This window comes from Pelagibacterium sp. H642, from assembly GCF_031202855.1.
Taxonomy (GTDB): domain Bacteria; phylum Pseudomonadota; class Alphaproteobacteria; order Rhizobiales; family Devosiaceae; genus Pelagibacterium.
The window spans coordinates 756,227-782,103 of the sequence record NZ_CP101829.1; the positions used below are offsets into that span (position 1 = coordinate 756,227).

Annotated in this window: 25 protein-coding genes; 9 read left to right on the plus strand and 16 right to left on the minus strand. The window is 62.4% G+C overall.

The window, feature by feature from the left end:
- Window positions 1-19: 19 nt before the first annotated feature.
- Entirely contained in the window at window positions 20-1,675 is a 1,656-nt protein-coding gene (gene ctaD / locus NO934_RS03805) for a cytochrome c oxidase subunit I (protein WP_309162373.1), read from the minus strand.
- A 26-nt stretch (window positions 1,676-1,701) separates the two neighbouring features.
- Complete coding sequence (gene coxB / locus NO934_RS03810; protein WP_309162375.1) at window positions 1,702-2,607, minus strand: cytochrome c oxidase subunit II; 906 nt, start codon at window positions 2,605-2,607, stop codon at window positions 1,702-1,704.
- A gap of 315 nt (window positions 2,608-2,922) precedes the next feature.
- Between coxB and NO934_RS03815 the strand changes: the two genes are divergently transcribed.
- The gene (locus tag NO934_RS03815; RefSeq protein ID WP_309162376.1) at window positions 2,923-3,420 is read left to right on the plus strand and encodes an invasion associated locus B family protein; all 498 of its coding nucleotides are present in this window, start codon (window positions 2,923-2,925) and stop codon (window positions 3,418-3,420) included.
- A 178-nt stretch (window positions 3,421-3,598) separates the two neighbouring features.
- Here the strand turns inward: NO934_RS03815 and NO934_RS03820 are convergent, their stop codons facing one another.
- Window positions 3,599-3,805, minus strand: coding sequence for a DUF1127 domain-containing protein (locus NO934_RS03820; RefSeq protein WP_309162377.1), 207 nt, complete (start codon window positions 3,803-3,805; stop codon window positions 3,599-3,601).
- Window positions 3,806-3,953: 148 nt separating this feature from the next.
- Here NO934_RS03820 and NO934_RS03825 point away from each other — a divergent pair, with 148 nt between their 5' ends.
- Window positions 3,954-4,859 carry a LysR family transcriptional regulator gene (locus NO934_RS03825; RefSeq protein ID WP_309162378.1) on the plus strand — a complete coding sequence of 302 codons (906 nt, stop codon included), beginning with the start codon at window positions 3,954-3,956 and terminating at the stop codon, window positions 4,857-4,859.
- A gap of 1,436 nt (window positions 4,860-6,295) precedes the next feature.
- Here NO934_RS03825 and NO934_RS03830 read toward each other — a convergent pair.
- Window positions 6,296-7,672: a glutamate--cysteine ligase gene (locus tag NO934_RS03830; RefSeq protein ID WP_309162379.1), complete on the minus strand. Its 1,377-nt coding sequence runs from the start codon at window positions 7,670-7,672 to the stop codon at window positions 6,296-6,298.
- A 114-nt stretch (window positions 7,673-7,786) separates the two neighbouring features.
- Window positions 7,787-8,527, minus strand: a complete 741-nt coding sequence (locus NO934_RS03835) for a 16S rRNA (uracil(1498)-N(3))-methyltransferase (RefSeq protein ID WP_309162380.1) — start codon at window positions 8,525-8,527, stop codon at window positions 7,787-7,789.
- Window positions 8,528-8,602: 75 nt separating this feature from the next.
- Here NO934_RS03835 and ubiA point away from each other — a divergent pair, with 75 nt between their 5' ends.
- Window positions 8,603-9,529, plus strand: a complete 927-nt coding sequence (gene ubiA / locus NO934_RS03840) for a 4-hydroxybenzoate octaprenyltransferase (RefSeq protein ID WP_309162382.1) — start codon at window positions 8,603-8,605, stop codon at window positions 9,527-9,529.
- A gap of 62 nt (window positions 9,530-9,591) precedes the next feature.
- On the opposite strand, the gene NO934_RS03845 is transcribed toward ubiA, so the two are convergent.
- Window positions 9,592-10,104 carry a DUF6101 family protein gene (locus NO934_RS03845; RefSeq protein WP_309162384.1) on the minus strand — a complete coding sequence of 171 codons (513 nt, stop codon included), beginning with the start codon at window positions 10,102-10,104 and terminating at the stop codon, window positions 9,592-9,594.
- Window positions 10,105-10,371: 267 nt separating this feature from the next.
- Between NO934_RS03845 and NO934_RS03850 the strand changes: the two genes are divergently transcribed.
- Both NO934_RS03850 and NO934_RS03855 read left to right on the plus strand, forming a co-directional pair.
- A complete protein-coding gene (locus NO934_RS03850; protein WP_309162385.1) occupies window positions 10,372-11,205 on the plus strand; it encodes a 3'(2'),5'-bisphosphate nucleotidase CysQ in 834 nt (277 codons plus the stop codon).
- 10 nt (window positions 11,206-11,215) lie between these two features.
- Window positions 11,216-11,452: a DUF4170 domain-containing protein gene (locus tag NO934_RS03855; RefSeq protein WP_309162386.1), complete on the plus strand. Its 237-nt coding sequence runs from the start codon at window positions 11,216-11,218 to the stop codon at window positions 11,450-11,452.
- On the opposite strand, the gene NO934_RS03860 is transcribed toward NO934_RS03855, so the two are convergent.
- Entirely contained in the window at window positions 11,453-11,674 is a 222-nt protein-coding gene (locus NO934_RS03860) for a DUF2093 domain-containing protein (protein WP_309162387.1), read from the minus strand. It lies immediately after the preceding gene.
- A 46-nt stretch (window positions 11,675-11,720) separates the two neighbouring features.
- The gene (gene xseA / locus NO934_RS03865; RefSeq protein ID WP_375143289.1) at window positions 11,721-13,271 is read right to left on the minus strand and encodes an exodeoxyribonuclease VII large subunit; all 1,551 of its coding nucleotides are present in this window, start codon (window positions 13,269-13,271) and stop codon (window positions 11,721-11,723) included.
- Window positions 13,272-13,376: 105 nt separating this feature from the next.
- Between xseA and purD the strand changes: the two genes are divergently transcribed.
- Window positions 13,377-14,642 (plus strand): phosphoribosylamine--glycine ligase, encoded by a 1,266-nt coding sequence (gene purD / locus NO934_RS03870; RefSeq protein WP_309162389.1) that lies wholly within the window; start codon window positions 13,377-13,379, stop codon window positions 14,640-14,642.
- A gap of 28 nt (window positions 14,643-14,670) precedes the next feature.
- On the opposite strand, the gene NO934_RS03875 is transcribed toward purD, so the two are convergent.
- Entirely contained in the window at window positions 14,671-15,036 is a 366-nt protein-coding gene (locus NO934_RS03875; protein ID WP_309162390.1) for a hypothetical protein, read from the minus strand.
- Between the two features lie 219 nt (window positions 15,037-15,255).
- Between NO934_RS03875 and NO934_RS03880 the strand changes: the two genes are divergently transcribed.
- Window positions 15,256-16,119, plus strand: coding sequence for a patatin-like phospholipase family protein (locus NO934_RS03880; RefSeq protein ID WP_309162391.1), 864 nt, complete (start codon window positions 15,256-15,258; stop codon window positions 16,117-16,119).
- Here the strand turns inward: NO934_RS03880 and NO934_RS03885 are convergent.
- On the minus strand, window positions 16,091-16,540 hold the full coding sequence (locus tag NO934_RS03885) for a nucleoside deaminase (RefSeq protein WP_309162392.1): 450 nt from the start codon (window positions 16,538-16,540) through the stop codon (window positions 16,091-16,093). The two genes, NO934_RS03880 and NO934_RS03885, sit on opposite strands and share 29 nt — an antisense overlap.
- Before the next feature lie 75 nt (window positions 16,541-16,615).
- Here NO934_RS03885 and mutL point away from each other — a divergent pair, with 75 nt between their 5' ends.
- Both mutL and NO934_RS03895 read left to right on the plus strand, forming a co-directional pair.
- A complete protein-coding gene (gene mutL, locus NO934_RS03890; protein WP_309162393.1) occupies window positions 16,616-18,439 on the plus strand; it encodes a DNA mismatch repair endonuclease MutL in 1,824 nt (607 codons plus the stop codon).
- A gap of 16 nt (window positions 18,440-18,455) precedes the next feature.
- The gene (locus NO934_RS03895) at window positions 18,456-18,995 is read left to right on the plus strand and encodes a GNAT family N-acetyltransferase (RefSeq protein WP_309162394.1); all 540 of its coding nucleotides are present in this window, start codon (window positions 18,456-18,458) and stop codon (window positions 18,993-18,995) included.
- 7 nt (window positions 18,996-19,002) lie between these two features.
- On the opposite strand, the gene NO934_RS03900 is transcribed toward NO934_RS03895, so the two are convergent.
- The 6 genes from NO934_RS03900 to NO934_RS03925 form a co-directional block, all read right to left on the minus strand.
- Window positions 19,003-19,125 carry a hypothetical protein gene (locus NO934_RS03900; RefSeq protein WP_309162395.1) on the minus strand — a complete coding sequence of 41 codons (123 nt, stop codon included), beginning with the start codon at window positions 19,123-19,125 and terminating at the stop codon, window positions 19,003-19,005.
- A 119-nt stretch (window positions 19,126-19,244) separates the two neighbouring features.
- The gene (rsmD, locus tag NO934_RS03905; protein ID WP_309162396.1) at window positions 19,245-19,802 is read right to left on the minus strand and encodes a 16S rRNA (guanine(966)-N(2))-methyltransferase RsmD; all 558 of its coding nucleotides are present in this window, start codon (window positions 19,800-19,802) and stop codon (window positions 19,245-19,247) included.
- Window positions 19,803-19,807: 5 nt separating this feature from the next.
- Window positions 19,808-21,388 (minus strand): pseudouridine synthase, encoded by a 1,581-nt coding sequence (locus NO934_RS03910; protein WP_309162398.1) that lies wholly within the window; start codon window positions 21,386-21,388, stop codon window positions 19,808-19,810.
- Window positions 21,389-21,477: 89 nt separating this feature from the next.
- Entirely contained in the window at window positions 21,478-22,050 is a 573-nt protein-coding gene (locus tag NO934_RS03915) for a hypothetical protein (RefSeq protein WP_309162399.1), read from the minus strand.
- Between the two features lie 125 nt (window positions 22,051-22,175).
- Window positions 22,176-22,667, minus strand: coding sequence for a signal peptidase II (lspA, locus tag NO934_RS03920; protein ID WP_309162401.1), 492 nt, complete (start codon window positions 22,665-22,667; stop codon window positions 22,176-22,178).
- Window positions 22,664-25,861, minus strand: a complete 3,198-nt coding sequence (locus NO934_RS03925; RefSeq protein WP_309162402.1) for an isoleucine--tRNA ligase — start codon at window positions 25,859-25,861, stop codon at window positions 22,664-22,666. Before NO934_RS03925 ends, lspA begins: the two co-directional genes overlap by 4 nt.
- Between the last annotated feature and the right edge of the window lie 16 nt (window positions 25,862-25,877).

Here is a 25,877-nt window from a genome sequence, read left to right on the forward strand (position 1 = left end):
GGTTCTTTGTGGCGCCGGCTTACTTGAAGCGCGGCAGGGTTTCGAACTGGTGGAACGGCGGAGGCGAGCTCAGCGTCCATTCCAGAGTCGTCGCACCTTCACCCCAAGGGTTGTCCGCCGCCTTACGCTTGCGGGCGAACGCCTCGAAGATCGAGTAGAAGAACACCGCAAGGCCGATAACGGTCACGACATAACCCCAGGACGAGACGTTGTTCCACAGCGCGTAGCTGTCGGGGTAGTCGATGTAACGGCGCGGCATGCCGGCAAGGCCGAGGAAGTGCTGCGGGAAGAAGATCAGGTTCACGCCGACGAACATGATCCAGAAGTGCAGCTTGCCCAGCAGTTCGCTGTACATCACGCCGAACATCTTGGGGAACCAGTAGTACCAGCCCGCAAAGATGGTGAACACGGCGCCCAGCGAGAGCACGTAGTGGAAGTGCGCGACCACGTAATAGGTGTCGTGCAGCGCACGGTCGGCACCCGCATTGGCCAGCACCACACCGGTCACACCGCCAACGGTGAACAGGAAGATGAAGCCGATGGCCCACAGCATGGGCGTGGTCATGCGGATCGAGCCGCCCCACATCGTCGCGATCCACGAGAAGATCTTGATGCCGGTGGGCACCGCGATGATCATGGTTGCGGCGGTGAAGTAGCGCTGGGTGTTGAGCGAAATGCCCGAGGTGTACATGTGGTGCGCCCAGACGACGAACCCGACGGCACCGATCGCGACCATGGCCAGCACCATGCCCAGGTAACCGAAGATGGGCTTGCGCGAGAAGGTCGAGATGATGTGGCTGATGATGCCGAAGCCCGGCAGGATCATGATGTACACTTCGGGGTGACCGAAGAACCAGAACAGGTGCTGAAACAGGATCGGGTCACCGCCGCCGGCCGGATCGAAGAAGGCCGTGCCGAAATTGCGGTCGGTCAGCAGCATGGTGATGGCGCCAGCCAGGACCGGCAGAGCCAGAAGCAGCAGGAACGCGGTCACCAGCACCGCCCAGGCAAAGAGCGGCATCTTGAACATGGTCATGCCAGGGGCGCGCATGTTCAGGATGGTGGTGATGAAGTTGATGGCGCCAAGGATCGAGGACGCACCGGCGATGTGGAGCGAAAGGATCGCATAGTCCATGGCCGGGCCAGGCTGGCCGGAGGTCGAGAACGGCGGATAGATGGTCCAGCCGCCGCCGGTGCCCATGGCGCCCGGAGGGCCTTCCATGAACAGGCTCATGAGCAGCAGCAGGAAGGCGGGAACCAGCAGCCAGAACGATATGTTGTTCATGCGCGGAAACGCCATGTCCGGCGCGCCGATCATCAGCGGCACGAAATAGTTGGCAAAGCCGCCGATCACGGCCGGCATGACAACGAAGAACACCATTATGAGCCCATGGGCCGTGGTGAACACGTTGAACATGTGCTTGCCGGCATCGAGCGCGGCGTTGCCGTCGATGCCATAGACCATCTGGGCGAGGCCCGGGAAGATTTGGATGCCCGGCTCGGCCAGTTCCCAGCGCATGAAGCCGGAAAGCGCGCCGCCGATGACGCCCGCCACGATCGCGAAGATCAGGTAGAGAAGGCCGATGTCCTTGTGGTTGGTCGAATAGACCCACCGCTTCCAGCCGGAGGGAACTCCGTGTGCGGCATCGGAATGAGCTGCGTGAGCTTGTGCCATGTTGTTAACCTCTTATTCTCTGCCGCTTACTCGATCGAAGCCAGCAGCGTGCTGTTGGCATCGGCGAGGCTGCCTTCCTGGGCAGCGGCCAGCCACGCATCGAACTGTTCCTGCTCAACGACGCGCACGGCGATCGGCATGAACGCGTGATCCTTGCCGCACAGCTCCGAGCACTGGCCGTAATAGATACCGGTCTCGCGAGCGTTGAACCAGGTTTCGTTGTTCCGGCTGGTCACGGCGTCGGTCTTGATGCCGAAGGACGGGACGGCGAAGGCGTGCAGCACGTCGGCAGCGGTAACCAGGAGACGGACGGTGGTGTTGACCGGCACGATCAGTTCGTTATCGACCGCCAGGAGGCGAGGTTGATCGGGCTTCTGCTCGGCGCGCTGCTCTTCATTGAGCATCACGGAGACGAAGTCGACGTCCTGGTCCATATATTCATAGCCCCAGTACCACTGGTAACCGGTGACCTTGATCGTGAGCTCGGGCGCGGGCACTTCGAGGTCGCCGCCGAAGATCTGCGAACCGAGATAGCGGCGCTCGCCGTCCGGGATGGTCTGCTGATCGGCCAGAACGCCGAAGGAGGGGATGGCGATCACGAAAAGCAGCAGGACGGGAACGACGGTCCAGACGACTTCCACCAGGGTGTTGTGGGTGACCTTGGAGGGGACGGGATTGGCGCGCTGGTTGAAGCGCACGATCACAACGATCAGAAGCGCGAGCACCACCAGCACGATCGCGGTGATGATCCACATAAGCAGATTGTCATGGAAGGCGATGATCGAATCCATGATCGGGGTCACCGATGGCTGCAAGCCGATCTGACCGGGAACGGCATGGCCCGCCTCCTGGGCCGAAGCGATTGCCGGGATCAGCGCAAACAGCAGCGCAGCGAGTGAGGCTCTGACCAGACGGAAAGAAAATCCTGTCACCTGGACTTCTCCTGAACGTAATTGTTTTTTGCGCTCCCTAGCATGTCCGCTCCACGTGGCAAATGGCGCCCGCTCCCGACTCATGACTGGGGTGCAGATTTTTCTGCGGGCAGCTAAACCACATCCTTCCGAGCAAGGCAATTGATCCCGAGAGCACATTTTGTGCGTCAAATTGCGCCAAAGGCGCCTTAAGCGCGCCCCAGTTGTGCGATTTGTGACCGGTTTGGCGACCTTATGTTGACAAGGACCGCCAGCCTGCCCGACACATCAGGCAATCGTCCCGACGTCCGGGCCGCCAGGAGACAAGAGCTTTTCATGCGCCACATCGCCACTTTCGCCGCAGCCCTTATCGCCTCTTTTTCCCTTGCCGCACCGGCTAGCGCGCAGGGAACCGTGCGCTCCGAGCACGGCGATTGGCAGATGAGCTGCGATCTGGTGCCCGGCGCGCTCGAAGAGCAATGCGCCCTGATCCAGAACGTCACCGCCGAAGACCAGCCCAACGTGGCCCTCTCCGTGATCGCGCTCAAGACCGCCGATCAGGAGGCGCGCCTGCTGCGCGTGCTCGCGCCCCTGGGCGTGCTGCTGCCCAACGGGCTGGGGCTCAATATCGATGGGGAAGATCTTGGGCGCGTTGCCTTCGTGCGCTGCCTGCCCAATGGATGCGTTGCCGAAGTGGTCATGGACGACGAGCTGATGACCCAGCTCTCCGAAGGCGAGAACGCCATCTTCATCGTTTTCAGAACGCCCGAAGAAGGAATCGGCATCCCCGTCTCGCTCGCCGGCTTCCAGGAAGGCTTCGAAGCCCTGCCTTAAGCTGCCTGAGCGCGATTTCCGGGCACAAAAAAGCCGGACCGCACGCGGTCCGGCTGGGCTAGAAAACAAGGCCAAAGGCAAATCAGGCCCTGCCTTCTTTCGGGCTCTCTTTGGAGGGGCGCGGACGCACCGGCAAAATACGCCGCACCAAGAGCCCGATCAGGGCTTCAGCAAGGGGTCACCGAAGCCATTGAATGGCACGCGCATTGCGGCGTGCGTCCAGAAACTCTCCGGCGGCGGCGCCGCCATGACGAAGAGCTTCCGCGATATCGTAGCGGGTCAACCCCATGTCGCTGAGCAGGGATTCATCCATCTGCATCATCGAGCGCAGGGTCGAACGGCGCATACCGGCGCCGGCGCGGGATTTGAAAGAGAACAGGGCCATGATCTACTCCATCACCCCATTTCCTCTATCGGACTGGTAGAGTTTATGGGCGGCTGCGTTGTTGCAAGCGGTATGTAGGCACTTGCCTTCCATTATTCAAACAAATAGATTTCATTTAATCGATCAAAATTCGTGATGGTAAAAGGCAATGGCTGCTCCGCTTGATCTCGATCAGTTGCAGACCTTCTGCGCCATCGCCGATTGCGCCAGTTTCACCGAGGCGGCCCGGCGGGTTTACAAGACCCAGTCGGCGGTATCGATGCAGATCAAGCGGCTCGAGGAGCGGCTGGGCCAGCCCCTGTTCCTGCGTGACGGACGGCGCGTGTCGCTGACCACCGAGGGCGAAGCGCTCTACGCGCGGGCCCGGCGCATGCTCAAGATCAATGCCGAGATCATCGACATGTTCTCCAAGGATGATCTTGTCGGCAATATCCGGTTCGGGGTGCCCGACGACTATGCGGTCAAGCTCCTCCCGGTGATCCTTTCGAGCTTCCAGCGCACCCATCCGCGCATCACCGTCGATGTTCGCTGCCAGCCTTCCGAGGAGCTTTTGTCCGGCATGCGCTCGGGGCGTTACGACATCATCGTGTTCACCCAAGGGACGATGCACGAATTCGGCGAGCTGTTCCGCACCGAAAAGATGTATTGGGTGGCCAGCCATGGCGGACGGGCCCTGGCTTCCGATCCCCTCCCCCTGGCCTGCGGCCCGTCCTTTTGCACCTGGCGCGCCGATGCGGTCGAGGCGCTCAACAGGATCAACCGCGACTTCCGCGTCGCCTACACATCCTCGAACGCCACCGCCATCTCCTCGGCGGTGCTCTCGGATCTCGCCGTCGGCTTCCTGCCCGAAAGCGCCTTGCAGCCAGGAATGCGGGTGATCTCGCAGGATCAGGGTCTGCCGCGTTTGAACGACGCCCAAATCGCCCTCCTGCGCGCCTCGCATGCCTATGGCGGCATCTACGACGCACTGGCGACCCATATCGTCGAAAGCATGGGCAATTTGCCCGGCTCCTATTACGGCCGCGAAGCAACGGAGAGCACGGCAGCCGAGTAGTTGAGTGAGCAACTCACTCTCCTCTCTCCTCTCTCCTCTCTCCTCTCTCCTCTCTCCTCTCTCCTCTCTCCTCTCTCCTCTCCGCCTTACTCCTCTCCGCCCGTGTCGCCCCGGGCTTGACCCGAGGCAAGGTATCCGCGGCGTTCTCGGTCTTGCTGTATCCTCTCTCCTCTCGTTCCTATTCCCTCTCCCTTGCTCCGTTCCCCACCTGTGTCGCCCCTGGCTTGACCCGGGGTAAGGTATGCGCGCCGCTCCCGGCTCTTTCTCCCGCCTCCCTCTCGTCACCTTCGTCTCTGGATCAAGTCCGGGGACGAAGGCGATAACGACAGAGAGGCTTGAGTCCACAAGCGAAGAGACTCTTGCCGTAACACTTCCCCAGAACTCCTTCTCCCCTTGAGGGAGAAGGTGCCCCGAAGGGGCGGATGAGGGGTGCGCTGAGCCTCAACAATCACCGCCGGTGGCCGCTGATATGCTGAGCCCCCTCATCCCAACCCTTCTCCCACCAGGGGAGAAGGGGGCTCTTTGGGCGAGCGCTGATGTTTTCCCGAGAGACTGCCAGGGGCTACCCTTCTCCCCTGGTGGGAGAAGGTGGCCGCGAAGCGGACGGATGAGGGGGCGCTGAGCTTCCACTAACACCCTCCTCAAAAGCTCATCCCCCGCCCTCACCCCACCCCAACCCGTCATCCCGGCCTTGAGCCGGGATCCAGTACACTCAGCGCCTGAGCCCCAGCCGTAACGCTCCCCCATCGCCCCTCCCCTTGAGGGAGAAGGGTTAAGAGGGACAAACACCAACACTAACACCGTGCTTGTTATCCCGCCGCCCAAGAGCCCCCTTCTCCCCTGGTGGGAGACTTCGAACCGTTCTTTGGCCAATCGTGCCGGTGGCACGATTGGAGGTGAGAAGGCCATGAGAGCTACGCTCGAATGGCAGGGGATGAGGGGGGCGCTGAGCTTCCACAGACACCCGCGCCAAAAACTTATCCCCGCCCTCTGCACTTCCCCCATACTCCCTCCACGACCCCGCGCATATGGACGCAAGCGCTACGAACGTTTGGGCGGGATCGGTTCGGGTTCCTCACGGGTCGCCGTGGGGAAGGCCCAAAGCGGACAGATGGCCGGATGTGGATAAAAGGTGTGAGCGGACCACCAATCCAATCACTCCCACGTCGCACCGGGGAAACCCGGAGGGGCAGCGAGGGGACGGCCGGGAGGTTGGCAGAAAAAGTGGTCCCCACTTTTTCGGTTCGACCAACCGACCCACTAAAAACTCTCAACAACCCCCAGCCCGAGAAGCCGCCATAAGCCCAAAATCCCGGACGCATGGGGCGATGGAAGCTTCATACTAACAAATACAGCACGAGGCGTTCATCGCCCCATGCCGTCTATTGAAATCGCGATGACCCGAAGGCACCGCCGGAGGGCGATTTGGCACGGCCTTACGCGGCCCTCGCCATGCCGTAGTCGGAGAAAACCCGCGAAATGTCGCCCCTCCACTCGCTGTGGTAGAGGTCGAGCAGCCGTTCGGCGGGTGTCTTGCCGACCTCGAGCGTATAGTCGAGCGGCTTGAGGAATACCGCTTCGTCCGCCCCTTCCCAATTGTGTTTGTCGCGCGCCTTGAGCCCGGCGCGGGCGATGGCCACCGCTTCCCTCGCGATCTCGAGCACGGTTCCATCCCGGAACGGCGTCTTGACCGCTGTCTTGGGCACGCCGAGCCGCAGGGCCTGCCGCTCCTCTTCGGTCCAGTCCTTGACCAAATCCCAGGCCGCATCGAGCGCGGCATCGTCGTAAAGCAGCCCCACCCAGAAGGCCGGCAGCGCGCAGATGCCCTGCCAGGGAGCGCCATCGGCACCGCGCATTTCGAGATACTGCTTCATGCGCACTTCGGGAAAGAGCGTCGAAAGGTGGTCTTCCCAATCCTTGAGCGTGGGCTTTTCGCCCGGAAGCTGAGGCAGCTTGCCATCGAGGAAGGCTCGGAAGCTTTCCCCCGCGCAGTTGATGTACTGCCCGTTGCGGATGACGAAATACATCGGCACGTCAAGGGCATAATCCACATAGCGCTCGAACCCCATGCCGTCTTCGAAGGCGAAGGGCAGCATGCCGGTGCGGTCCTTGTCGGTGTTAAGCCAGATATGGGAGCGGAACGAGAGCAGCCCGTTGGGCTTGCCCTCGAGGAAAGGCGAATTGGCGAAAAGCGCCGTGGCGATGGGCTGCAGCGCCAGGCTGACGCGGAGCTTCTTGACCATATCGGCTTCGGACGCGAAGTCGAGATTGACCTGCACGGTGGCCGAGCGGAACATCATCGAGGTGCCCAGCGTGCCGACCTTTTCCATATAGGGCTTCATGATGCCGTAACGCGATTTCGGCATGGCGGGGATTTCGTCGAGCGTCCAGGTGGGCGTCACCCCGATGCCCAGGAAATCGATGCCCATGGGTTCGGTGAACTTGCGCAAGAGCTTCAGGTGCTCATTGGCTTCGGTACAGGTCTGATGGATGGTTTCGAGCGGAGCGCCCGAAAGCTCGAACTGGCCGCCCGGCTCGAGCGAGATGGCGCCGCCACCCAGGGGATTGTTGAGACCGATCACCTTGTCGCGATCATAGTACGGCAGCCAGGCGGTTTCGGCCTGGACCTTGTCGAGCAGCGCGCCGATGCCGTTCTCGCCCTCATACGGCACGGGCTTGAACCCGTCACGATAGAAGGTGAACTTCTCGTGCTCGGTGCCGATGCGCCATTCCGATTTCGGCTTGGAGCCGCGAGAGATCGCTTCGATCAATTGGGAGCGCGATTCGATCGTGGGCGACGGCTTTTCGGCCATGAAGTACCTCGGAATGTAATGCGTAGGCATGAGGACCATGCCAGAGCCCGCGACAATAGCGGGCGTTCGTTCCAGATCAATACCCTTTATCGTAACCTTACGATAAAAACCTTTCTACCAATCACCTGCCGCCGCCTGGATCAGCGCAAGAGCGGCAACCGCTGCCGTATCGGCGCGCAAGATGCGCGGCCCCAGGCTGATCGGCACGACGAAGTCCGATGCCAGCAATCGGTCGCGTTCCTCATCGGCGAAACCGCCTTCAGGGCCGATCAGCAGACCCAAGCGCCTGCCCTTGAGCCCGTTCAACGTCTCGAGCGGCGAAGAGGATGCGGCAGCCTCGTCACAAAATATCAACGTGCGGTCGCCATGCGTCTGGTTCCATTCCAAAAGAAGTCTGTCGAAGCCGATCTCGGGCGCGATCTCGGGCACGCTCAAGACCTCGCATTGCTGGGCGGCCTCTATGGTATGCGCCCTGAGCTTTACGGGGTTGAGCCGTGGGTTTTGAACATAGCGGGTGATCACCGGCTGGATGATCCCCGCCCCCATCTCGGTCGCCTTCTGGATTTCGTAGTCGAGCCGCTTGATCGGAGCGAAGCCGAACCAGAGGTCGTTGGCCGGCGTCTGTTCGGCAGACTGTTCGACAAGCCGCAGGGAAACGAGCTTTTTGCTCACCTGCACGATTTCGGCGAGGAACGCCCCGTCGCGGCCATTGAAGACCACGCAATTGTCCCCTGCCCCGCGGCGCAGCACGTTGACCAGGTGATTTGTCTGGTCCTTGTCGAGCGCCACTTCGGCACCGGTCAGCAAGGGGACTTCGAGAAAGAGACGCGGCAGGGTCTTGTGGGTGCGGGGCATGAGAGGTGGTTGACTTGAACTTGAGAGCGATTAGTGCCTTTGTGCCAGACAACGCTCCGGCACAAAAGGCCATCCATGCAGCACGAGAACACCGGAACCGTCGCCGATGCGGTCAAGGGCAATTGGGTGGATCGCTATGCCCCGACCCAGGCCAAACCTTATCTGCGCATGTCGCGGCTCGACCGTCCCATCGGCTATCAGCTCCTTTTCTGGCCCTGCGCTTTTGCCTTGGGCCTGGTGAGTCTTGCAACGGACACCGGCTTCAACTGGTGGCATCTGGTTCTGTTTTTCATCGGCGCCATCGCCATGCGCGGGGCCGGCTGCACCTTCAACGACATTGTCGATCGCGATATCGACGACAAGGTGGCCCGCACGCGCTCGCGGCCCATTCCTTCCGGCCAGGTCAGCGTCAAGCAAGCGGCGGGGTGGTTGGTCGCCCAATCGCTGGTCGGGCTGGCGGTACTCGTCCAGTTCAACACCTTTGCCATTCTCGTCGGCATCGCATCGCTTGCCCTGGTCGCCATTTATCCATTCATGAAACGGGTCACCTACTGGCCGCAGCTCTTTCTGGGCCTCGCCTTTTCATGGGGCGCGCTGATGGGCTGGGCGACCGAAACCGGCACTCTCGCCTGGCCCGCCGTGGTGCTTTATCTCGGCTGCATTGCCTGGACCATCGGTTACGACACCATCTATGCGCTGCAGGACGTGGAAGACGATGCGCTGATCGGGGTCAAATCCACGGCCCGTCTGGCCGGTGCCAGTGTGCGTCCGTTCGTTGCGGTATTTTACGCATTGGCCGCGGCGCTCTGGGCACTCGCTGCCTTGATGGTCGGCGCAAGCTGGGTATTTTTCGTGCTGTTTCTCGTGCCTGTCGCCATGCTTGCCTGGCAGGTCATAACCATCGAGCGCACCAACGGCGCGCGCAGCCTGATGCTGTTCAAGTCCAATCACTGGCTGGGCCTGGCGTTCACCGCGGCCCTGGTTCTCGCGAGCCTTCTTTAAAAGCGCAAAACCCCGCCGGTGGCGGGGAGTGCCTCTGGACTTGGAGGTCAGAGGAAAATCGTTCAGCCGATCTTTTCGCCCGGCTTGCGGCGGCGGGCGAAGCGAGTGCGGCGCTCGGCTTCAGCCGAGAGCATGCGGCGCGAACTTGACGTGCCGACCATCACCCCATCGATCTGCTGGGAGTAGGCGACGAGCGAACCGTCTCCGGTGCGAATATAGAGCGGCAGACGCAACTTGCGCCCCCAGTTCTGCCATTCGGCGACCACGTTGGAATTGCCGGCTTCTTCGAAGATGCGATAGTTGAATTCCTCGTCCGAGTGAATGAGCTCAATGGCGCTCATCAGTTCGCCATCCTCGGAAATGCGGGTCGAAACGGCGACCCCGACATATTCGGCGACCGGCACCTTGAGCTTGACCGTGACGCCGCTCTTGTCGAGCTTGCGCCGGACGGTAACGGTCATCGCCTCAGCGCGCGGACCGTTGTCATTGGCGGGGTTGTGCTTGAGATGGCGGGGATAGACCGCATCTTTCAAAAGCGTCGATGGAAAACCATCGACAATTACGCCGAGAACCATATTCAGCCTTCCTGTCAACTTTCGAGAGCTTTTTGTTTTTGGTGCTCTCGTTTTGTTGCTCCCACTCTAGTCGGGCCCTCTCATCATCGGCTTAAAAAACGGGGTTAAGTTTGTCTTGTCTCAAAATGGGTTAGCAGAATCTCACCCTCTGTAAGAAGCAATTAACCGCTCGACTTGCGCGGGTCGGGCGAAACGCATAACAAAGGCCGCAATGCTGCCCGGGCGGGGCAGAAGAGGGTTTTTTTCCAATAACCGGTCTGGAGTGGCATGCCCGCTGTTGTTCCCCAAGGCATAGAGGACGATCTCAAGCTGCTGAAATCGGCGGCCGTCCATGCGGGGATCATTGCACTCGGCTTTTTCCGCACCGAATTGCGCACCTGGACCAAGAACGTCACCTCGCCAGTGAGCGAGGCCGATATCGCGGTCGATCATTTCCTCATTGGCGCCCTGAGGGGCGCCCGCCCCGACTATGGCTGGCTGAGCGAGGAGACTGCGGATTCACCAGCCCGGCTCGAGAGCCAACGCGTTTTCATCGTCGATCCCATCGACGGCACGCGCGGCTTCATCAAGGGCGAGGATAGCTGGACCATCTCGCTGGCCGTTGTGGAAGTGGGGCGTCCGATCGCCGGCGTGGTCTATGCCCCGGTGCGCGACGAGATGTATGTGGCCGGCCTGGGCCTCGGCGCCAGCCGCAACGGCGTCCCGATGCGGGTTGAAGGCCCGGCACCGGCCTCCCCCATCATTCCTGCGCCTGCTGCGGTTCACAACGAGCTTGCCGCGCACGGCGTCGACCATGTTCCCGGCCCGGCCTATCCCTCGCTCGCCTATCGGCTGGTGCAGGTGGCGGCGGGAACGCTCGATGCCGCAGTGGCCCGTCGCGGCGCTCAGGATTGGGACATCGCGGGAGCCGACATCATCCTTACCGAAGCTGGCGCGCGGTTCGAGGATGTTTGCCTGGGCACGCCGCTCTATAACGGTTCGGACACGCGCCATGCCGCGCTTGCCGCCACCGCCGACGCCTCGCTATTATCGCCCTTGCGTGACGCCCTGCGCGTCGTCTATGGCTGCCCGCAATCCCAACCCGACGCTCAAAACCGATAGGCTAAAGCTCATGACCGAAACGCCGGCCAAGCAGTTGCTCCACCTCGTGATCGGAGGGGAATTGTCCCAGATCAAGGGCGTCGAGTTCAAGGATCTCGACGCTGTCGATATCGTTGGCGTCTATCCCAACTATGCGGCTGCCTATGCGGTCTGGAAGCAGAAGGCGCAGATGACGGTCGACAATGCCGAGATGCGCTATTTCATAGTGCATCTGCACAAACTGCTCGACCCGGCGCAGGACGGCTGATCAGGCTTCGCCGATCGAGCGCTTGTAAGCGGTAAAGGCCGCCTCGGCATTGGCATAAGGCTCCTGCCGATCGACGCTCCAATAGGCCAGATCCTCGATGGGAATGGGTCTGCCTGTGATGGCGCAGCGCACGAAGGTGCCCGGCTTTAACACCACGTAATCGGCGTCGAGGTAACGAATTTGGGCTTCCGAGGGCGAAAAGCCTGAATCGAGGATGTTCATGCGTTCGGTTCCTTTGCCCTCAATTTAGTTGCCTTTGCCGGCATCGTCAAAACAGACTCTCCTGCGTGCCGGTTTCCTCATCAGAGCGAGCTTTGCGCTTAGGGATCGACGGCGCGCCGGCCACCGTTGCCGCGATCGAGCCCTGCGCCACGTCGATGGTGAGCGTATCGCCGGGTTTGACGTCAGTGGATGTGCGGACGAGATTTCCCTCAGCGTCTTTTACAAGCGCGAAGCCCCGCGCCAAGACTTGCTGATAGCTGACCGAATTGAGGAGCTTGGCGATCCCGTCCAGCCGCGCCCGGCGCGCTTCGACGATGCGGATATAGGCAGGTTCCATGCGCGCCGTCGCTGCCTCGAGGTGCCGGCGCCCCTGGCTGATCGGGGTGGCGAGCAGGCCGGGACGCAAGCGCCCCGCGAGGGGAGAATAGGCCACCCGCGCGCGACCGGCTCGCGTTTGCAGGCCGTGGCGGGCACGCGTGGCGGCGTTTTCGAGCCGGTTCGAGGCCGCTTCGAGACGTCCGCGCAGGAGGCCGATCGCGAGGCGTCCAGCGATCCGCTGGTGATCCATGGCCTTGGCGTGCTGCTCGGCCCTGAGCGCCGACCCCAATCGTGCCGTCGCCATATCGAGACGCTGACGCTGGGTCGAGATCAGATCGCCGGGGCGAGGCATGCCGGCCGAGGCAGCCCGGAAGCGGTCCTTGAGGTTGGCGGCAATGCGCCGCGCCGCCATGCGCTGGCGCGAACCCAGATCCTCGACATAGCCGATGAGTTCGCTGCGCACAGGAACGGCCATCTCCGCCGCGCCAGTGGGCGTCGGAGCGCGTCGGTCGGCGACGTAGTCGATCAGCGTTATGTCGGTTTCGTGCCCCACCGCTGAAATGACCGGAATGGCGCTGCGCGCGACGGCGCGGACAACGCTTTCCTCGTTGAAGCCCCACAAATCTTCGATCGAGCCGCCACCGCGCGCGACGATCAGCAGGTCGGGACGCGGGATCGGGCCATCGGGCGCGAAAGCGTTGAAGCCGTCGATAGCGGCGGTGACTTCGGACGCGCAGGTATCGCCCTGCACGCGGACAGGCCATACGATCACGTGGGACGGAAAGCGATCATCGAGGCGATGAAGAATATCGCGGATCACCGCGCCAGTGGGCGAGGTGACGACGCCGATGACGCGCGGCAGATAGGGAAGTTGACGCTTGCGCTCGGGCGCGAACAGGCCTTCGGCCAGGAGCTTCCTGCGCCTCTCCTCGAGCAGCGCCATCAGCGCCCCGGCGCCAGCGGGCTCGATCTGTTCGATCACGATCTGGTATTTGGACGAGCGCGGATAGGTCGTCAGCCGCCCCGTCGCGATGACTTCGAGCCCTTCCTGGGGTTTGAAGGTCAGTCGGGCATAGCTGGTCTTCCAGACGACGGCATCGATGCAGGCGCCATCGTCCTTCAATGTGAAATAGCTGTGGCCAGAACTGTGCTGCCCGCGAAATCCGGAAATCTCTCCGCGCACCCGCACGTGGCCGAACTGGTCTTCCACGGTGCGTTTGACGGCGCTGGAAATTTCCGAGACCGTGAACTCGTAGGCATTGGTTTGCTGATCGCTCATAACCCGTTGGTGGCCGAGACTCAGGGCTTCGTCAAGGGTAGCGGGCATGGGGCGCGCGTGATATGGGGCGGCCTCAATTGCCGGATATCGAAGGGAAGTGCGTCAATGCGGGTTTTGCTGATCGGATCGGGAGGACGCGAGCACGCGCTGGCCTGGAAGATGACCCAGTCCCCGCGACTCGAAAAGCTTTTCGTCGCGCCGGGAAACGGCGGCACCCAAACGATCGCTGAAAATGTCGCGCTCGATATCGCCGATCACGCAAAGGTCGTCGAGTTCTGCATTGCCGAGCGCATCGGTCTGGTCGTCGTGGGCCCGGAAGTTCCACTGGTCGCCGGCATCGCCGACGATCTGCGGGCAGCCGGCATTGCGGTGTTCGGACCATCAAAGCTGGCGGCACAGCTTGAAGGCTCCAAGGCCTTCACCAAGGAACTCTGCGACGAGATGGGCATCCCCACGGCGTCCTATGCCCGCTTCGGTGCCCTTGAACCGGCGCTCGAACACGCACGGGTGACCGGTGCTCCGATCGTCATCAAGGCCGACGGCCTGGCGGCCGGCAAGGGCGTGACGGTCGCCACGACGCCCGAGGAAGCCGAGGCGGCCCTCAATGACTGCTTTGGCGGTGCGTTCGGGGCGGCGGGCGCAGAGGTGGTGATCGAAGAATTTCTCGAGGGCGAAGAGGCGAGCCTTTTTGCCATCTGCGACGGCGAGCATACGGTGCTTTTGCCGCCGGCGCAGGATCACAAGCGTGCCTATGACGGCGACGAAGGGCCGAATACCGGCGGCATGGGCGCCTATGCTCCCGCCCCTGTGATGACCGACGCCCTGATCGAACGCGCCTACCGCGAAATCGTCGCTCCGGCGATCAAGGGGATGGCAGCGCGCGGAACGCCCTTTTCCGGCGTGCTGTTCACCGGCCTGATGATAACGGCTGACGGCCCCAAGCTCATCGAGTTCAACACCCGCTTCGGCGATCCCGAATGCCAGGTGCTGATGATGCTGCTCGAAAGCGATCTCCTCGACATTCTCGAAGCGACCGCGCTCGGGCGGCTCGACACGGTGACGCCGCGCTGGAAGCGCGATGTCGCCATGACAGTGGTGCTGGCGGCCCAGGGTTATCCCGGCGACTACGAGAAGAACACGGAGATCGGCAATATCGATGAGCTTGACAGCGAAGCCGTTCGCATATTCCACGCCGGCACCCGGCGGGAGGGCCACAAGCTGCTGGCCAATGGCGGGCGCGTGCTCAACGTCGCCGCGATTGGTGAAACCGTGGCGCAGGCCCGCGAGCGGGCTTATGCGGCCGTGGATGCCATCGAATGGCCGGAAGGGTTCTGCCGCCGCGACATCGGCTGGCGCGCTCTGGAGAAATAGGGAGGGCGCAAGCGTCCTCCCCAACGCCTTAGCGGCTGAACACCATATAGGCGAACATCAGCACGCTGACGGCGACGATAATCGAGCCCAGCGCCACGACCATCTCCAGGCCGGTCGCACCCTGGAGCAGGAAGTAAAGTGCGGTGACCATGATCACCACGCCCACCATATGCGTTCCGAACTGGATCATCGCCAATGGCCGTGCGGCCTTGGCCGGTGCCAGCGCGAAATAGGCGCCGAACAGCGCGCTCGTCGCCCAGCCCACGAGGTTGAGATGGGCATGGGCGCCCATGGCGCTGTGGTTGCCCGAAATGGACATTAGAATGCCCATCCCGATGCCGACAATCAAAAACAGTATTGCGGCCTTGAAATAGAAGTCGGAAACTTTAGGCATGGTTTTCCCCACCAAAACCGTTTCGCCGAAAAAAAGTGGGAGCCGATCACTTGCCGTAAATTCCCTTTGCAAGTGTAGCGTCGGCATCCACTCGCCAATTATCGCCTTTTTACAATTGTTGCCAAGCAGATTAAGCATCACCGGCAACAAGGAGCGGCAGCACCTTCTCAACCCGCCGACGCTAGGCTAGCTTGGCGATCCAACAGGAGGTCGATAGCTGTGGGGACGATCACCGATCCAAAGATCGGCATTGCCTTGGGCGGCGGCGCGGCACGCGGACTGGCCCATATTCCGTTCATCGAAGCAATGGACGAAATGGGGCTCGTCCCGCACCGGATCGCAGGCACTTCGATTGGCGCACTGATCGGTTCGGGCTGGGCGGCGGGGCTCAAGGGCTCCGATATCCGTGAGCTCGCCTATGAGATGCTGGGCACGATGAACGGGTTGTTCGGCCGGCTGCTCTCCACCCAAGTCCGCTCCATGGCCAAGATTTTCCGCGAGGGCATCTCGATCCAGCTCGATCCGGTGCATGTGGTGGATTTGTTCACCCCACCGGGTATGGCGGAGGATTTCGCCCAGCTCAAAATTCCCTTCACCTGCATCGCCACCGATTTCCGATCCTGGCATCAGGTGGCGTTTCACGAAGGCCCCCTCGCCCCGGCGGTCGCCGGATCGCTTGCCGTGCCGAGCCTGTTCCGGCCCGTTCACTATCACGACACGCTTCTGGTCGACGGTGGGGTGGTTAATCCGCTGCCGCTCGACCATGCGGCAGCAGGCAGCGATATCCTCATCGCCGTCGACGTCAATGGCGATCCACGGCCATGGCCAGAAGGCTATGTGCCTACCCTACTCGATGTGGGGTTCGGTTCGGCTCAGATCATGATGCATCAGCTTATCGCCCACATGCTGGCCGCCTATCCGCCCGACCTTTATTTCAGGCCGCACCACGTCAATATGGGCGCGCATGAATACTGGCGAGTGCGCGAGATCGTCAAAGCCGGCGATGCGGAAAAGGACCGCTTCAAGCGCGAGCTGGAAGCGCGGATCGAGAGCTTCATCGCCGATCAGCAAAAAATTTCCTGAGCATCTCACCGGCGCGGGACGCCGAAACACCGCCGATGACCTCGGGTGCGTGGTGGCAGGTGGGCTGGGCGAAAAAGCGCACGCCATTGTCGACCGCTCCGCCCTTGGGGTCCTCGGCAGCATAATAGAGCCGCCTCAGTTTGACGTGAGCGATAGCGCCGGCGCACATGGTGCAGGGCTCGAGCGTCACATAGAGGTCGCAGTCGGATAGCCGCCCCGTGCCATCGGCAGCAAGGGCCGCGCGGATGGCGTTGAATTCGGCATGGGCCGTCGGATCGCCCGTTTCGCGCATCGTGTTGCGCCCGGTGGCGAGCACCTTGCCGTCGCGCACGATCACCGCGCCCACGGGCACCTCTCCATGGTCCGCCGCTTCCTGGGCGAGCGCGAAAGCAATCTCCATGGGATTTTCGGGTGTCGTCATCACGTCGGGGCTCATATCAGCTTTGGCGGGGGCTGTCCGCATCGTTAGGATAGGCGGAAAGGAGAATCAGTGCCCATGGCAATCCGCCAGCTTCCAGACGACCTCGTCAACAAGATCGCCGCCGGCGAAGTCGTCGAACGGCCGGCCAGCGTCGTCAAGGAACTTGTCGAAAACGCTCTGGACGCCGGCGCCAGGCGCATCGCCGTCACCACGGCCGCAGGCGGCAAGAGTCTGATCCGCATCGAGGATGATGGGCATGGCATGGATGCAGACGATCTGATCCTTTCAGTAGAACGGCACGCAACCTCGAAGCTCGCTGACGACGGGCTCGACGATATCCGCACACTGGGGTTCCGTGGCGAAGCGCTGGCTTCGATCGGGTCGGTTTCCGATCTCTCGATCGCCTCGCGCACAGCCCAGGCGGAAACCGGCCTCAAGATCAGCGTCAAACGCGGTGTAAAGGTTGGACCGGTACCGCATCCGATCAACCAGGGCACCGTCGTCGAGGTCAAGAACCTTTTTGCCGACATCCCGGCGCGGCTGAAATTTCTGAAATCCGACCGGGCCGAGGCCGGGGCCATCACCGATGTGATCAAACGTCTCGCCATGGCGCATCGCGGCGTTCATTTCGTGCTCTCGGGCACCGATCGGCAGCCGATCAACTGGCCGGCACAGACGGGTGAGAACGCAGTCCATGCCCGGCTTGCCCAGATCATAGGCGCCGATTTTCCCGAGAATGCGCAGCAGATCGGCTTTTCGCGCGGCGGCATCGTGGTCGGCGGGCTGGCGGGCCTGCCCACTTTTTCGCGCGCCAATACGCTCAACCAATTCTATTTCGTCAACGGCCGTTCGGTGCGCGACAAGGTGCTGCTGGGCGCGGTGCGTGCGGCCTATGCCGATTTCCTGCATCGCGACCGGTTTCCGGTGATCGCCCTGTTCGTCGCCATCGATCCGAGCGAGGTGGACGTCAACGTCCATCCCACCAAGGCCGAACTGAGGTTTCGTGACCAGGGCGCGGTGCGCGGGGCGGTGATCCGCGCCATCGGAGAGGCACTGGCGGCCGCCGGTTTCCGGGCCTCCTCCAGCGTGGCCGATGCCGCATTGGCGAGCTTTCGGGCGCCTGTGCACGAAACGACCGCTCCCGAGCCGGTCAACAGCTTTGCAGAGCCGGCGGGGGCGGCGCCTACCTATCGGCCGATGCAGCCCTCCTTTGCGGCGCAGCCCTCGTTTTCGTCCAGCCTGGCCGCCGAGATCCGCCAGTTCGATGCGCCGAGCGCCCGGTTCGAGCCGATCGAGACGCAACCGGCAGAACAGCAGGATTTTCCGCTTGGCGTCGCCAGAACGCAGGTGTTCGAGAACTATATCGTCGCCCAGAATGGCGATGCGCTGGTGCTTATTGATCAGCACGCGGCCCATGAGCGGCTGGTCTATGAAAAGTTCCGCAATCAACTGCGCTCCGGCCCGGTCGCCAGCCAGCGTCAGCTCATTCCGGTGGTCATCGACCTGCCTGAGGAAGATTGCGGACGGCTCGAAGACGCCGCACCCATCCTCGAAAAGCTCGGACTTTATCTCGAACGGTTTGGTCCGGGAGCCATTGCCGTCAGCGAGACCCCTGCCCTCCTCGGCCAAACCGATATCGATGGCCTCGTGCGCGACCTTGCCGATGGCTTGGCGGAGTGGGACAATGTGGCGGTCCTCGAAGAACGCATGGACGCCATCATCGCCCGCATGGCCTGTCATGGCTCGGTGCGCTCGGGCCGCCGGCTGCGGCCCGACGAGATGAACGCATTGCTGCGCGAAATGGAGGCAACGCCCCATTCAGGCCAATGCATCCATGGCCGGCCGACCTATATCGAGCTCAAGAAAGGCGATCTGGAGCGCCTGTTCGGTCGGCGGTAGACGAAGGAATCTTCGAATGTCGCGATTGGCGGTCAAGCCCGTCACCCGGGCAAGCTGGAGTGATTTCGAAGCCCTGTTCGAGGGCAGGGGCGCACCGAGCTATTGCTGGTGCATGGCCTGGCGGCCGATCGAAGACCGGACAGAGGCCACCAACGCGGATCGCAAGCGAACGCTCAAATCCTTCGTCGATCGGCGCCTCCCCATCGGGATCGTTGGATATCTTGAGAAGGAACCGGTCGCCTGGTGCTCGGTGGCGCCCCGTTCGACCCATGTTTCGCTGTCCAAGCAGCAGAACGACGGCGAAGAGGGCGTTTGGTCGGTGACCTGCTTTTTCGTGCGCAGAGCCCATCGCGGCACGGGTCTATCGGGCCAGATGCTGGATGCAGCGATCGCTTACGCCAAAGAGAAGGGTGCCCGGATCATTGAAAGCTACCCCGTCGATCCGGAGTCTCCAAGCTATCGCTTCATGGGATTTGTGGAGCTATTCGAGAAGAGAGGCTTTGCCGAGATCGGCCGGGCGGGTACGCGTCGCCACATCATGCGGCTGACCCTCTGAGGCTTATTCAGGCGTGCGGATGAGTATCTGTCGCTCGCTCGACTTCCGCCTCGGTCGAAATCAGGAGGCCGGTGACAGCGGCGGCCAGGACGACCACTGCGCCGACGACGCCAAGAATGACGATTGCCATGGTTCTGCTCCGGCTTGCGTAACGTGAAGACGCAACAGCCTTGGCGCGCGTGTGGTTCCTACCGCTTGCCAAAGTGCGGCGCAAGTGTGGCGTGGCTGCGACACTCGAATTTGGGGATGTCAGCCCGTACGTTCGAGAAAAGTGATGGCGGTGCCGCCATAGTCGCGGCGATCCACGATCTGCGTACCGACCGGTGCCTCGATTACCACGTCCTTGTCCTCCTCGATGAGGATTAAGGCCTCTGTCGCGACCCAGCCGCCGGCCAGGGCGCTGGCGATTGCCTTTTCTCCCAGGTTCTTGCCATAAGGAGGATCGCAGAAGACCAGATCGGCGGGACGCAGGCGTTCGATGGGGCCGAGATCGGCGGCATCGCGCTTGAGGAGCTTGGTCTGACCGCCCAGGCCGAAGCTCTCGATATGCCCGCGGATCAGGCCGCGCGCCTCGATCCCGGTGTCGACGAATACGCAGTGCGCGGCGCCGCGCGAGATCGCCTCAAGCCCCATGGCGCCGGTGCCCGCGAAGAGGTCGAGCACATAGAGGCCATCGAGATTGGGACCGATGCGGCTACCAATGATCGAGAACACGGCTTCGCGCACGCGATCGGAAGTCGGGCGGATGTCGTCCGACTTCGGGGTGTCGAGCTGCTTGCCGCGGAATTTGCCGGCAACGATACGCATCGTGGCTATTCGTCCCCGCTCCGGCGGGGGCGCCGCGGCCGATCAGGACGCGGGCCGGACGGCTTGCCGCCGCGTGGCGACCCCTTGCGCTCGCCACCTTCGCGGCGGGGGCCTTTTGAAAACGGCCTATCGTCATCGCGACGAGGTCCCCGGGCCGGGCGCGCCTGGTCTCCGCCCTCACGACGAGGACCCTTGGAGAACGGACGATCCCCATCACGGCGCGGACCGCGTGAAGGCCGGCCTTCCTCGCCTTCACGGCGTGGCCCTTTGGAGAAAGGACGGTCTCCATCACGGCGCGGCGGACGATCACCGAAAGCCTTGTCGCTCTTGCCCGGCGCGGTGCGCCGCGCCAGCGGGCGATCGGTATCCTTGCGCTTGGGCCGATCACCCCAATCTCCGCCTTCGCGGCGAGGGCCGCGCGCGGGACGGGTTTCACCGCCGCGGTCGGGCCGCGGGCCCTTATTGAATGGGCGCTCGCCATCTTCCTCGCGATCACGAACCGGCTTGGAAAAATTCTTACGTGGCCGGTCGTTGAAAGCCTTGTCGTCTTTAAAGCGGCGCGGCTTGTCGCCATCGCGGCCACGGCGGTCGAAGGGCTTATCCTCGCCCTTGCCCCGGCGTTCGGCGGGCATCTGCACGATTTGTGAAGGGCGGCCGTCGTCGAAATGGACGGTACGTGCCTCGGTTTCCCTCATCGGTTTGCCACGCGATTCGGGGCGCTTGCGCAGGCCGCCGAAGCGGTCGCGCTCGGTGGCGCGGCTTTCGGGCTTTTGCGGCGAACGGCGGCGCGGCTGGGTGGGGTCTTCGTCGGATTCGGAAACAAAATCGGCGCCCGAGCTCTCGGTGAGGCGTTTGCCGAGCTGATCCTTGAGCACACGGGTCTTGACCTTTTCGACGCTCCCGGAAGGCAGATCGCCGAGCTGGAACGGGCCATAGGACAGGCGGATCAGGCGGTTGACCTCAAGCCCGAGCGCGCCGAGAACATTGCGGACCTCGCGGTTCTTGCCCTCGCGCAGCGACACTGTGAGCCAGACATTGGAGCCGGTCGAGCTGTCCAGGACCGCTTCGATCGGGCCGTAATCGACCCCTTCCACGGTGATGCCTTTGGCCAGGCCGTCGAGCTGTTCCTGTGTGACCGAGCCGAAGGCGCGGACGCGGTAGCGCCGTACCCAGCCGGTGGCGGGGAGTTCGAGCGTTCGCTTCAAGCCGCCGTCATTGGTGAGCAGCAAAAGGCCTTCGGTGTTGAAATCGAGGCGGCCGACGGTCAAAACGCGCGGCAATCCGAGCTTGTCGAATTCAGCAAACACGGTGGGTCGACCCTCGGGGTCTTTTTCCGTGACCATCAGGCCGGCGGGCTTGTGGTAGAGCCAGAGCTGGGTGGGCTGACGACGGGCAATGGGCTTGCCGTCGACGGCGATCGTGTCGCCTTCGATGACGTTGAAGGCCGGGGTCTTGACCGGACTGCCGTTGACCGAGATGCGGCCCGCGGTGATCCAGCTCTCGGCATCGCGGCGCGAGCACACACCGGCGCGCGCGATGACCTTGGCGAGGCGTTCGCCAGCGGGGGGTTGAGGTTTATCGCTCATCTGGAGCGGTCTTTCTTCTTTTAGATACCAAAACAAAGCGAGGCCCCTGGGCCTCGCCGGAAAACCAAAAGCGTAAACCTCAGAGAGGCTTACTGCTGAGCCGCGAGCGCAGCGCGCACATCGGGCGGACAGCTCGGGTCGGTCGGAGCGACAAGCGCGCCGTTGGGCGCCTGGCAGATCGTTTGTTGGCCACCGACCGTCTGGAAGTAACTCTCGGGCGGCAGGTAGATGCTGCGCTCACCTGCCCCTTGCGCATTGCGATAGGACGCCATGCGGGCGGCGAGCTGGCGCGCCTCGGCCTCGGTCAGAGGCCGTCCGGACGTTGCGCCCGAGGAAACGACACGTCCACCGCGCAGGGCGTCGAGATCGGCAGTGGTCAATCCCGACGTATCGAGAGTAACCGAAGTGGAGTCCTCAGGGATAACTGCGGCCGATTGGCTTGGCGGGGGCGGGGTTGCACCCGATCCGGGGATGACCAGCGGGCTGCGTTCGCCCGAAATCATTGGCTTTTCCTCGGTGGGAACGACGCCGACGCCCTGAAGGGTGGTGCGCATCACCTCCCGCTCGAACGTCAAAGGATCGACCATCGCATTGGTGCCTTCGACAGTGGTGCATGCGGCGAGCGCCGTAGTAGCAATCGCGGCGAGAAATGTCAGGCGCAACAGAGCTTTACCCCTGCCATCACTGTTTACAACCATACGCATCGGCGCCTCAAAAGCCCTGATTATCTTGTCTGTTCCGGCGGGTTATAGCCTATCGGCGGACCTAAGGCCAGAATTTGGCCGATTTACGATTTCGCCTCGATAGCACGTTTTGGGCGCAGGACGTCGACGATCATCATCACGACCCCGACGCTGATGGCGACATCGGCGATGTTGAAGACGTAAAACGACCAAGTGCCTAAAAAGAAATGGAAAAAATCGGCCACCGCGCCCCAGACGATCCGGTCGATTGCATTCGAGAGGGCCCCACCGATGGCGAGGGCGATGCCGATGCGGGTCAAAAGAGAGTCTTCCTTGACCCACCACCAAGCCAGCGCGACCATGGCTAAGGCCATGACAAGCAACAACATTTCAGGCGTCAGGCCACCGAGCAGACCGTAGGAAATGCCGGTGTTCCAGACCAGGGTGTAATTGAAGAACGGAGTCAGCGGGACGATCTCGCCGCCGGTCCAGCCGGCGAGATCGACCTGAAGATATTTGTGCAGGCGGTCCAGAACAAGGACCGCCAGCGCTGGGACAAGGCTCCAGATGACCGATGGTTTCGTCAGCCAGTTCATGCACTTAACCCCGCTGCGGCGCGTTCGCGCATGGCTTGGGCGTCGCGGGGGGTGAGGTCGGGATATTCAGGGTCCGAACCCACCTCCGGGGTGATTTTCCAGGAGCGGGCGCAGCGGGAGCCCTCGGCCCTTTCAAAGCTCACATGAACCGGCACAGAGGGGTCGAGATCAGCCTTTGTGCCGATGATCGACGGGTCTAGGTGCCAGTTTAGTGCACTGGTTATGCAGATCTCGGCCAAATCCTGCCCTTCGAGGGCTTTGGCAAGCTCGGGATCGCCGATCGTGACCACTGGGGCCGCCTCGAGCGAGGAACCGATCACCTTGTTCTTGCGCTCGATTTCGAGCGCCGCAGTCACGGCGCGGCGGACGGTTCTGATCTTGGCCCATTTGTCGGCCAGCGCATCGTTGCGCCACTCGGCCGGCACCTGGGGGAAAACCCGTGCGTGGACACTCGAGGTGTCGCCCGGGTTCCGCTCGAGCCAGACTTCTTCCATCGTGAAGACCAGCACCGGAGCGAGCCAGGCGGTCAAACAGGAATATAGCTGATCGAGAACCGTCAACGCGGCCTTGCGCTTGATCGAGGAGATCGGGTCGCAATAGAGCGCGTCCTTGCGGATATCGAAATAAAAGGCCGAAAGCTCGAGGTTCATGAAATTGGCGATCGTGGTCACCACGCGCTTGTAGTCATAGGCGCGGTAGCCGGCGCGGACTTCCTCGTCCAGCACCGCGAGGCGGTGCAGGATAAGCTGCTCGAGTTCGGGCATGTCGGCGAAGGCGATGGCTTCCTCGGGCTTGAAATGGGCGAGATTGCCCAACAGCCAGCGGAAGGAGTTGCGCATCTTGCGATACATCTCGACGGTGTTGGCGAGGATTTCATCGCCGATGCGGTGATCCTCGGCATAGTCGATGGTCGCTGCCCAAAGGCGCAGGATATCGGCGCCGAACTTCTTGATGATGTCCTGGGGCGCGATGGTGTTGCCCAGGGACTTGCTCATCTTGAAGCCGTTCTTGTCCATGGTGAAGCCATGGGTGAGAACCGATTCATAGGGCGCGAAACCGTTGGTGGCGCAGCTTTCGAGCAGGGAGGAATGGAACCAGCCGCGATGCTGGTCCGAGCCTTCGAGATACATGGACGCGGGGAATTTCAGGTCCGGCCATTTCTGCTTGTTGCGCAGCACAAAGGCGTGAGTGGAGCCGGAATCGAACCACACGTCGAGGATGTCGGTGACCTGGGTCCAGTTCTCGTGATCGGAAACGTCATTGCCCAGGAAGCGGGCCTTGGCACCCTCGGCGAACCAGGCGTCGGCGCCTTCATCCATGAAGGCTTCGACGATGCGGTGATTGACCTTCTCGTTCTTAAGGATTTCGCCACTGTCCTTGTGGACGAACACGGTGATGGGAACGCCCCAGGCCCGCTGGCGCGAGAGCACCCAATCGGGGCGATCGGCGATCATCGAGCGGAGCCGATTCTGGCCTTGCGGAGGGACGAATCTGGTGGCGTCGATGGCGGCAAGGGCGCGGGTGCGCAGGGTATCTGTGCCCGTGGCCAAGCCCCCCTCACCCGGCGCGTTCGCGCCGACCTCTCCCCCGAAGGGAGAGGTAAGGTTGGTCGCGGAGGCGGAGCCTGTGGCTCCCCCCTCATCCGCCCTTCGGGCACCTTCTCCCCCGAGGGGAGAAGGAGTCCCTGCGGTGAGCGTTTTACCCTCGAGGTCCTTGTCCATATAGACGAACCACTGGGGCGTGTTGCGGAAAATGATGGGCTTTTTCGAGCGCCAGGAATGGGGGTACTGGTGCTTCAACCGCCCCCGGGCGAAGAGGTTATTGGCGGCGATCAGGGCCTTGATGACGCGGTCATTGGCATCGCCCTTTTCGCCCTTGTCGTCGATGACGCGCGCGGGCCCGCCTTCGGCATCGGGGCCGAAGCCGGGGGCGGCGCTGGTGTAAAAGCCGGCGTCATCGACGGTGAAGGGGATGGTGGGATCGATGCCGCGCGACTGCAGATCGCGGGCGTTTTCCTGCCAGACATCAAAGTCGTCGGCGCCGTGGGAAGGGGCAGTGTGGACGAAGCCGGTACCCGCGTCATCGGTGACGTGTTCGCCATCGAGGAGCGGCACGAGGAACTCGTAGCCGCCGGCGAGCCCGCGCAACGGGTGGTGGAGGGTCATGCCGATCAGTTCGTTGGCGCTGACATCGGAAAGTCGCTTGAAGGTTAGCTTGGCTTTTTTTGCGCTTTCCTCAGCGAGCTTGTCGGCAAAGATCAGCTTTTCGCCTGGCTGGGGACCGAAATCATTCTCGGCGGTCTCCACCTCGTAGAGGCCGTAGTCGATGCGCGAGGAATAGGAGACGGCGCGGTTGCCTGGGATGGTCCATGGAGTGGTGGTCCAGATGACGACATAGGCAGACTGTAGCAGAGTCCGACGTTCGGACCCGGTGATCATCTCTGCCTCTACCGCGGAACGATTGCTGTCGTCGACGCCGGCAAGTCTGGTCAAGCCGACCACCTTCGCCACCGGGAATTTCACCCAGATCGCATCGGACTCGTAGTCCTGATATTCGATCTCGGCTTCGGCCAGTGCCGTCCGTTCCACCACCGACCACATCACGGGCTTCGATCCGCGATAGAGCTGGCCGCTCATGGCGACTTTCATCAGTTCCGAAGCGATGGTGGCTTCGGCGTCGTAGCTCATGGTGAGATACGGGTTGGCCCAATCGCCCATGACACCAAGACGCTTGAATTCCTCGCGCTGGATGTCGATCCAATGTTCGGCGAAGGTGCGGCACTCGGCGCGGAATTCGTTGATCGGCACCTCGTCCTTGTTCTTGCCCTTGGCGCGGTACTGTTCTTCGACTTTCCACTCGATGGGCAGGCCGTGGCAATCCCAGCCCGGCACATAGGCCGAGTTGTAGCCCAGCATCTGCATGGAGCGCGAGACGAGGTCTTTCAGCGTCTTGTTGAGCGCGTGGCCGATATGGATGTTGCCATTGGCGTATGGGGGACCGTCATGAAGGGTGAATTTCTCGCGGTCCCGGCTCTGCTCGCGCAGGAGCTTATAGAGGTCCATATCCTCCCAGCGCTTGAGCCATTCGGGCTCGCGCTGGGGCAGGCCGGCCCGCATGGGGAAATCGGTCTGCGGCAGGAACAGGGTGTCGGAATAGTCGCGCTCGGTTGTCGCGCCCGGTTGCGTGTCGGTCATTAGAACTCGCACAAAT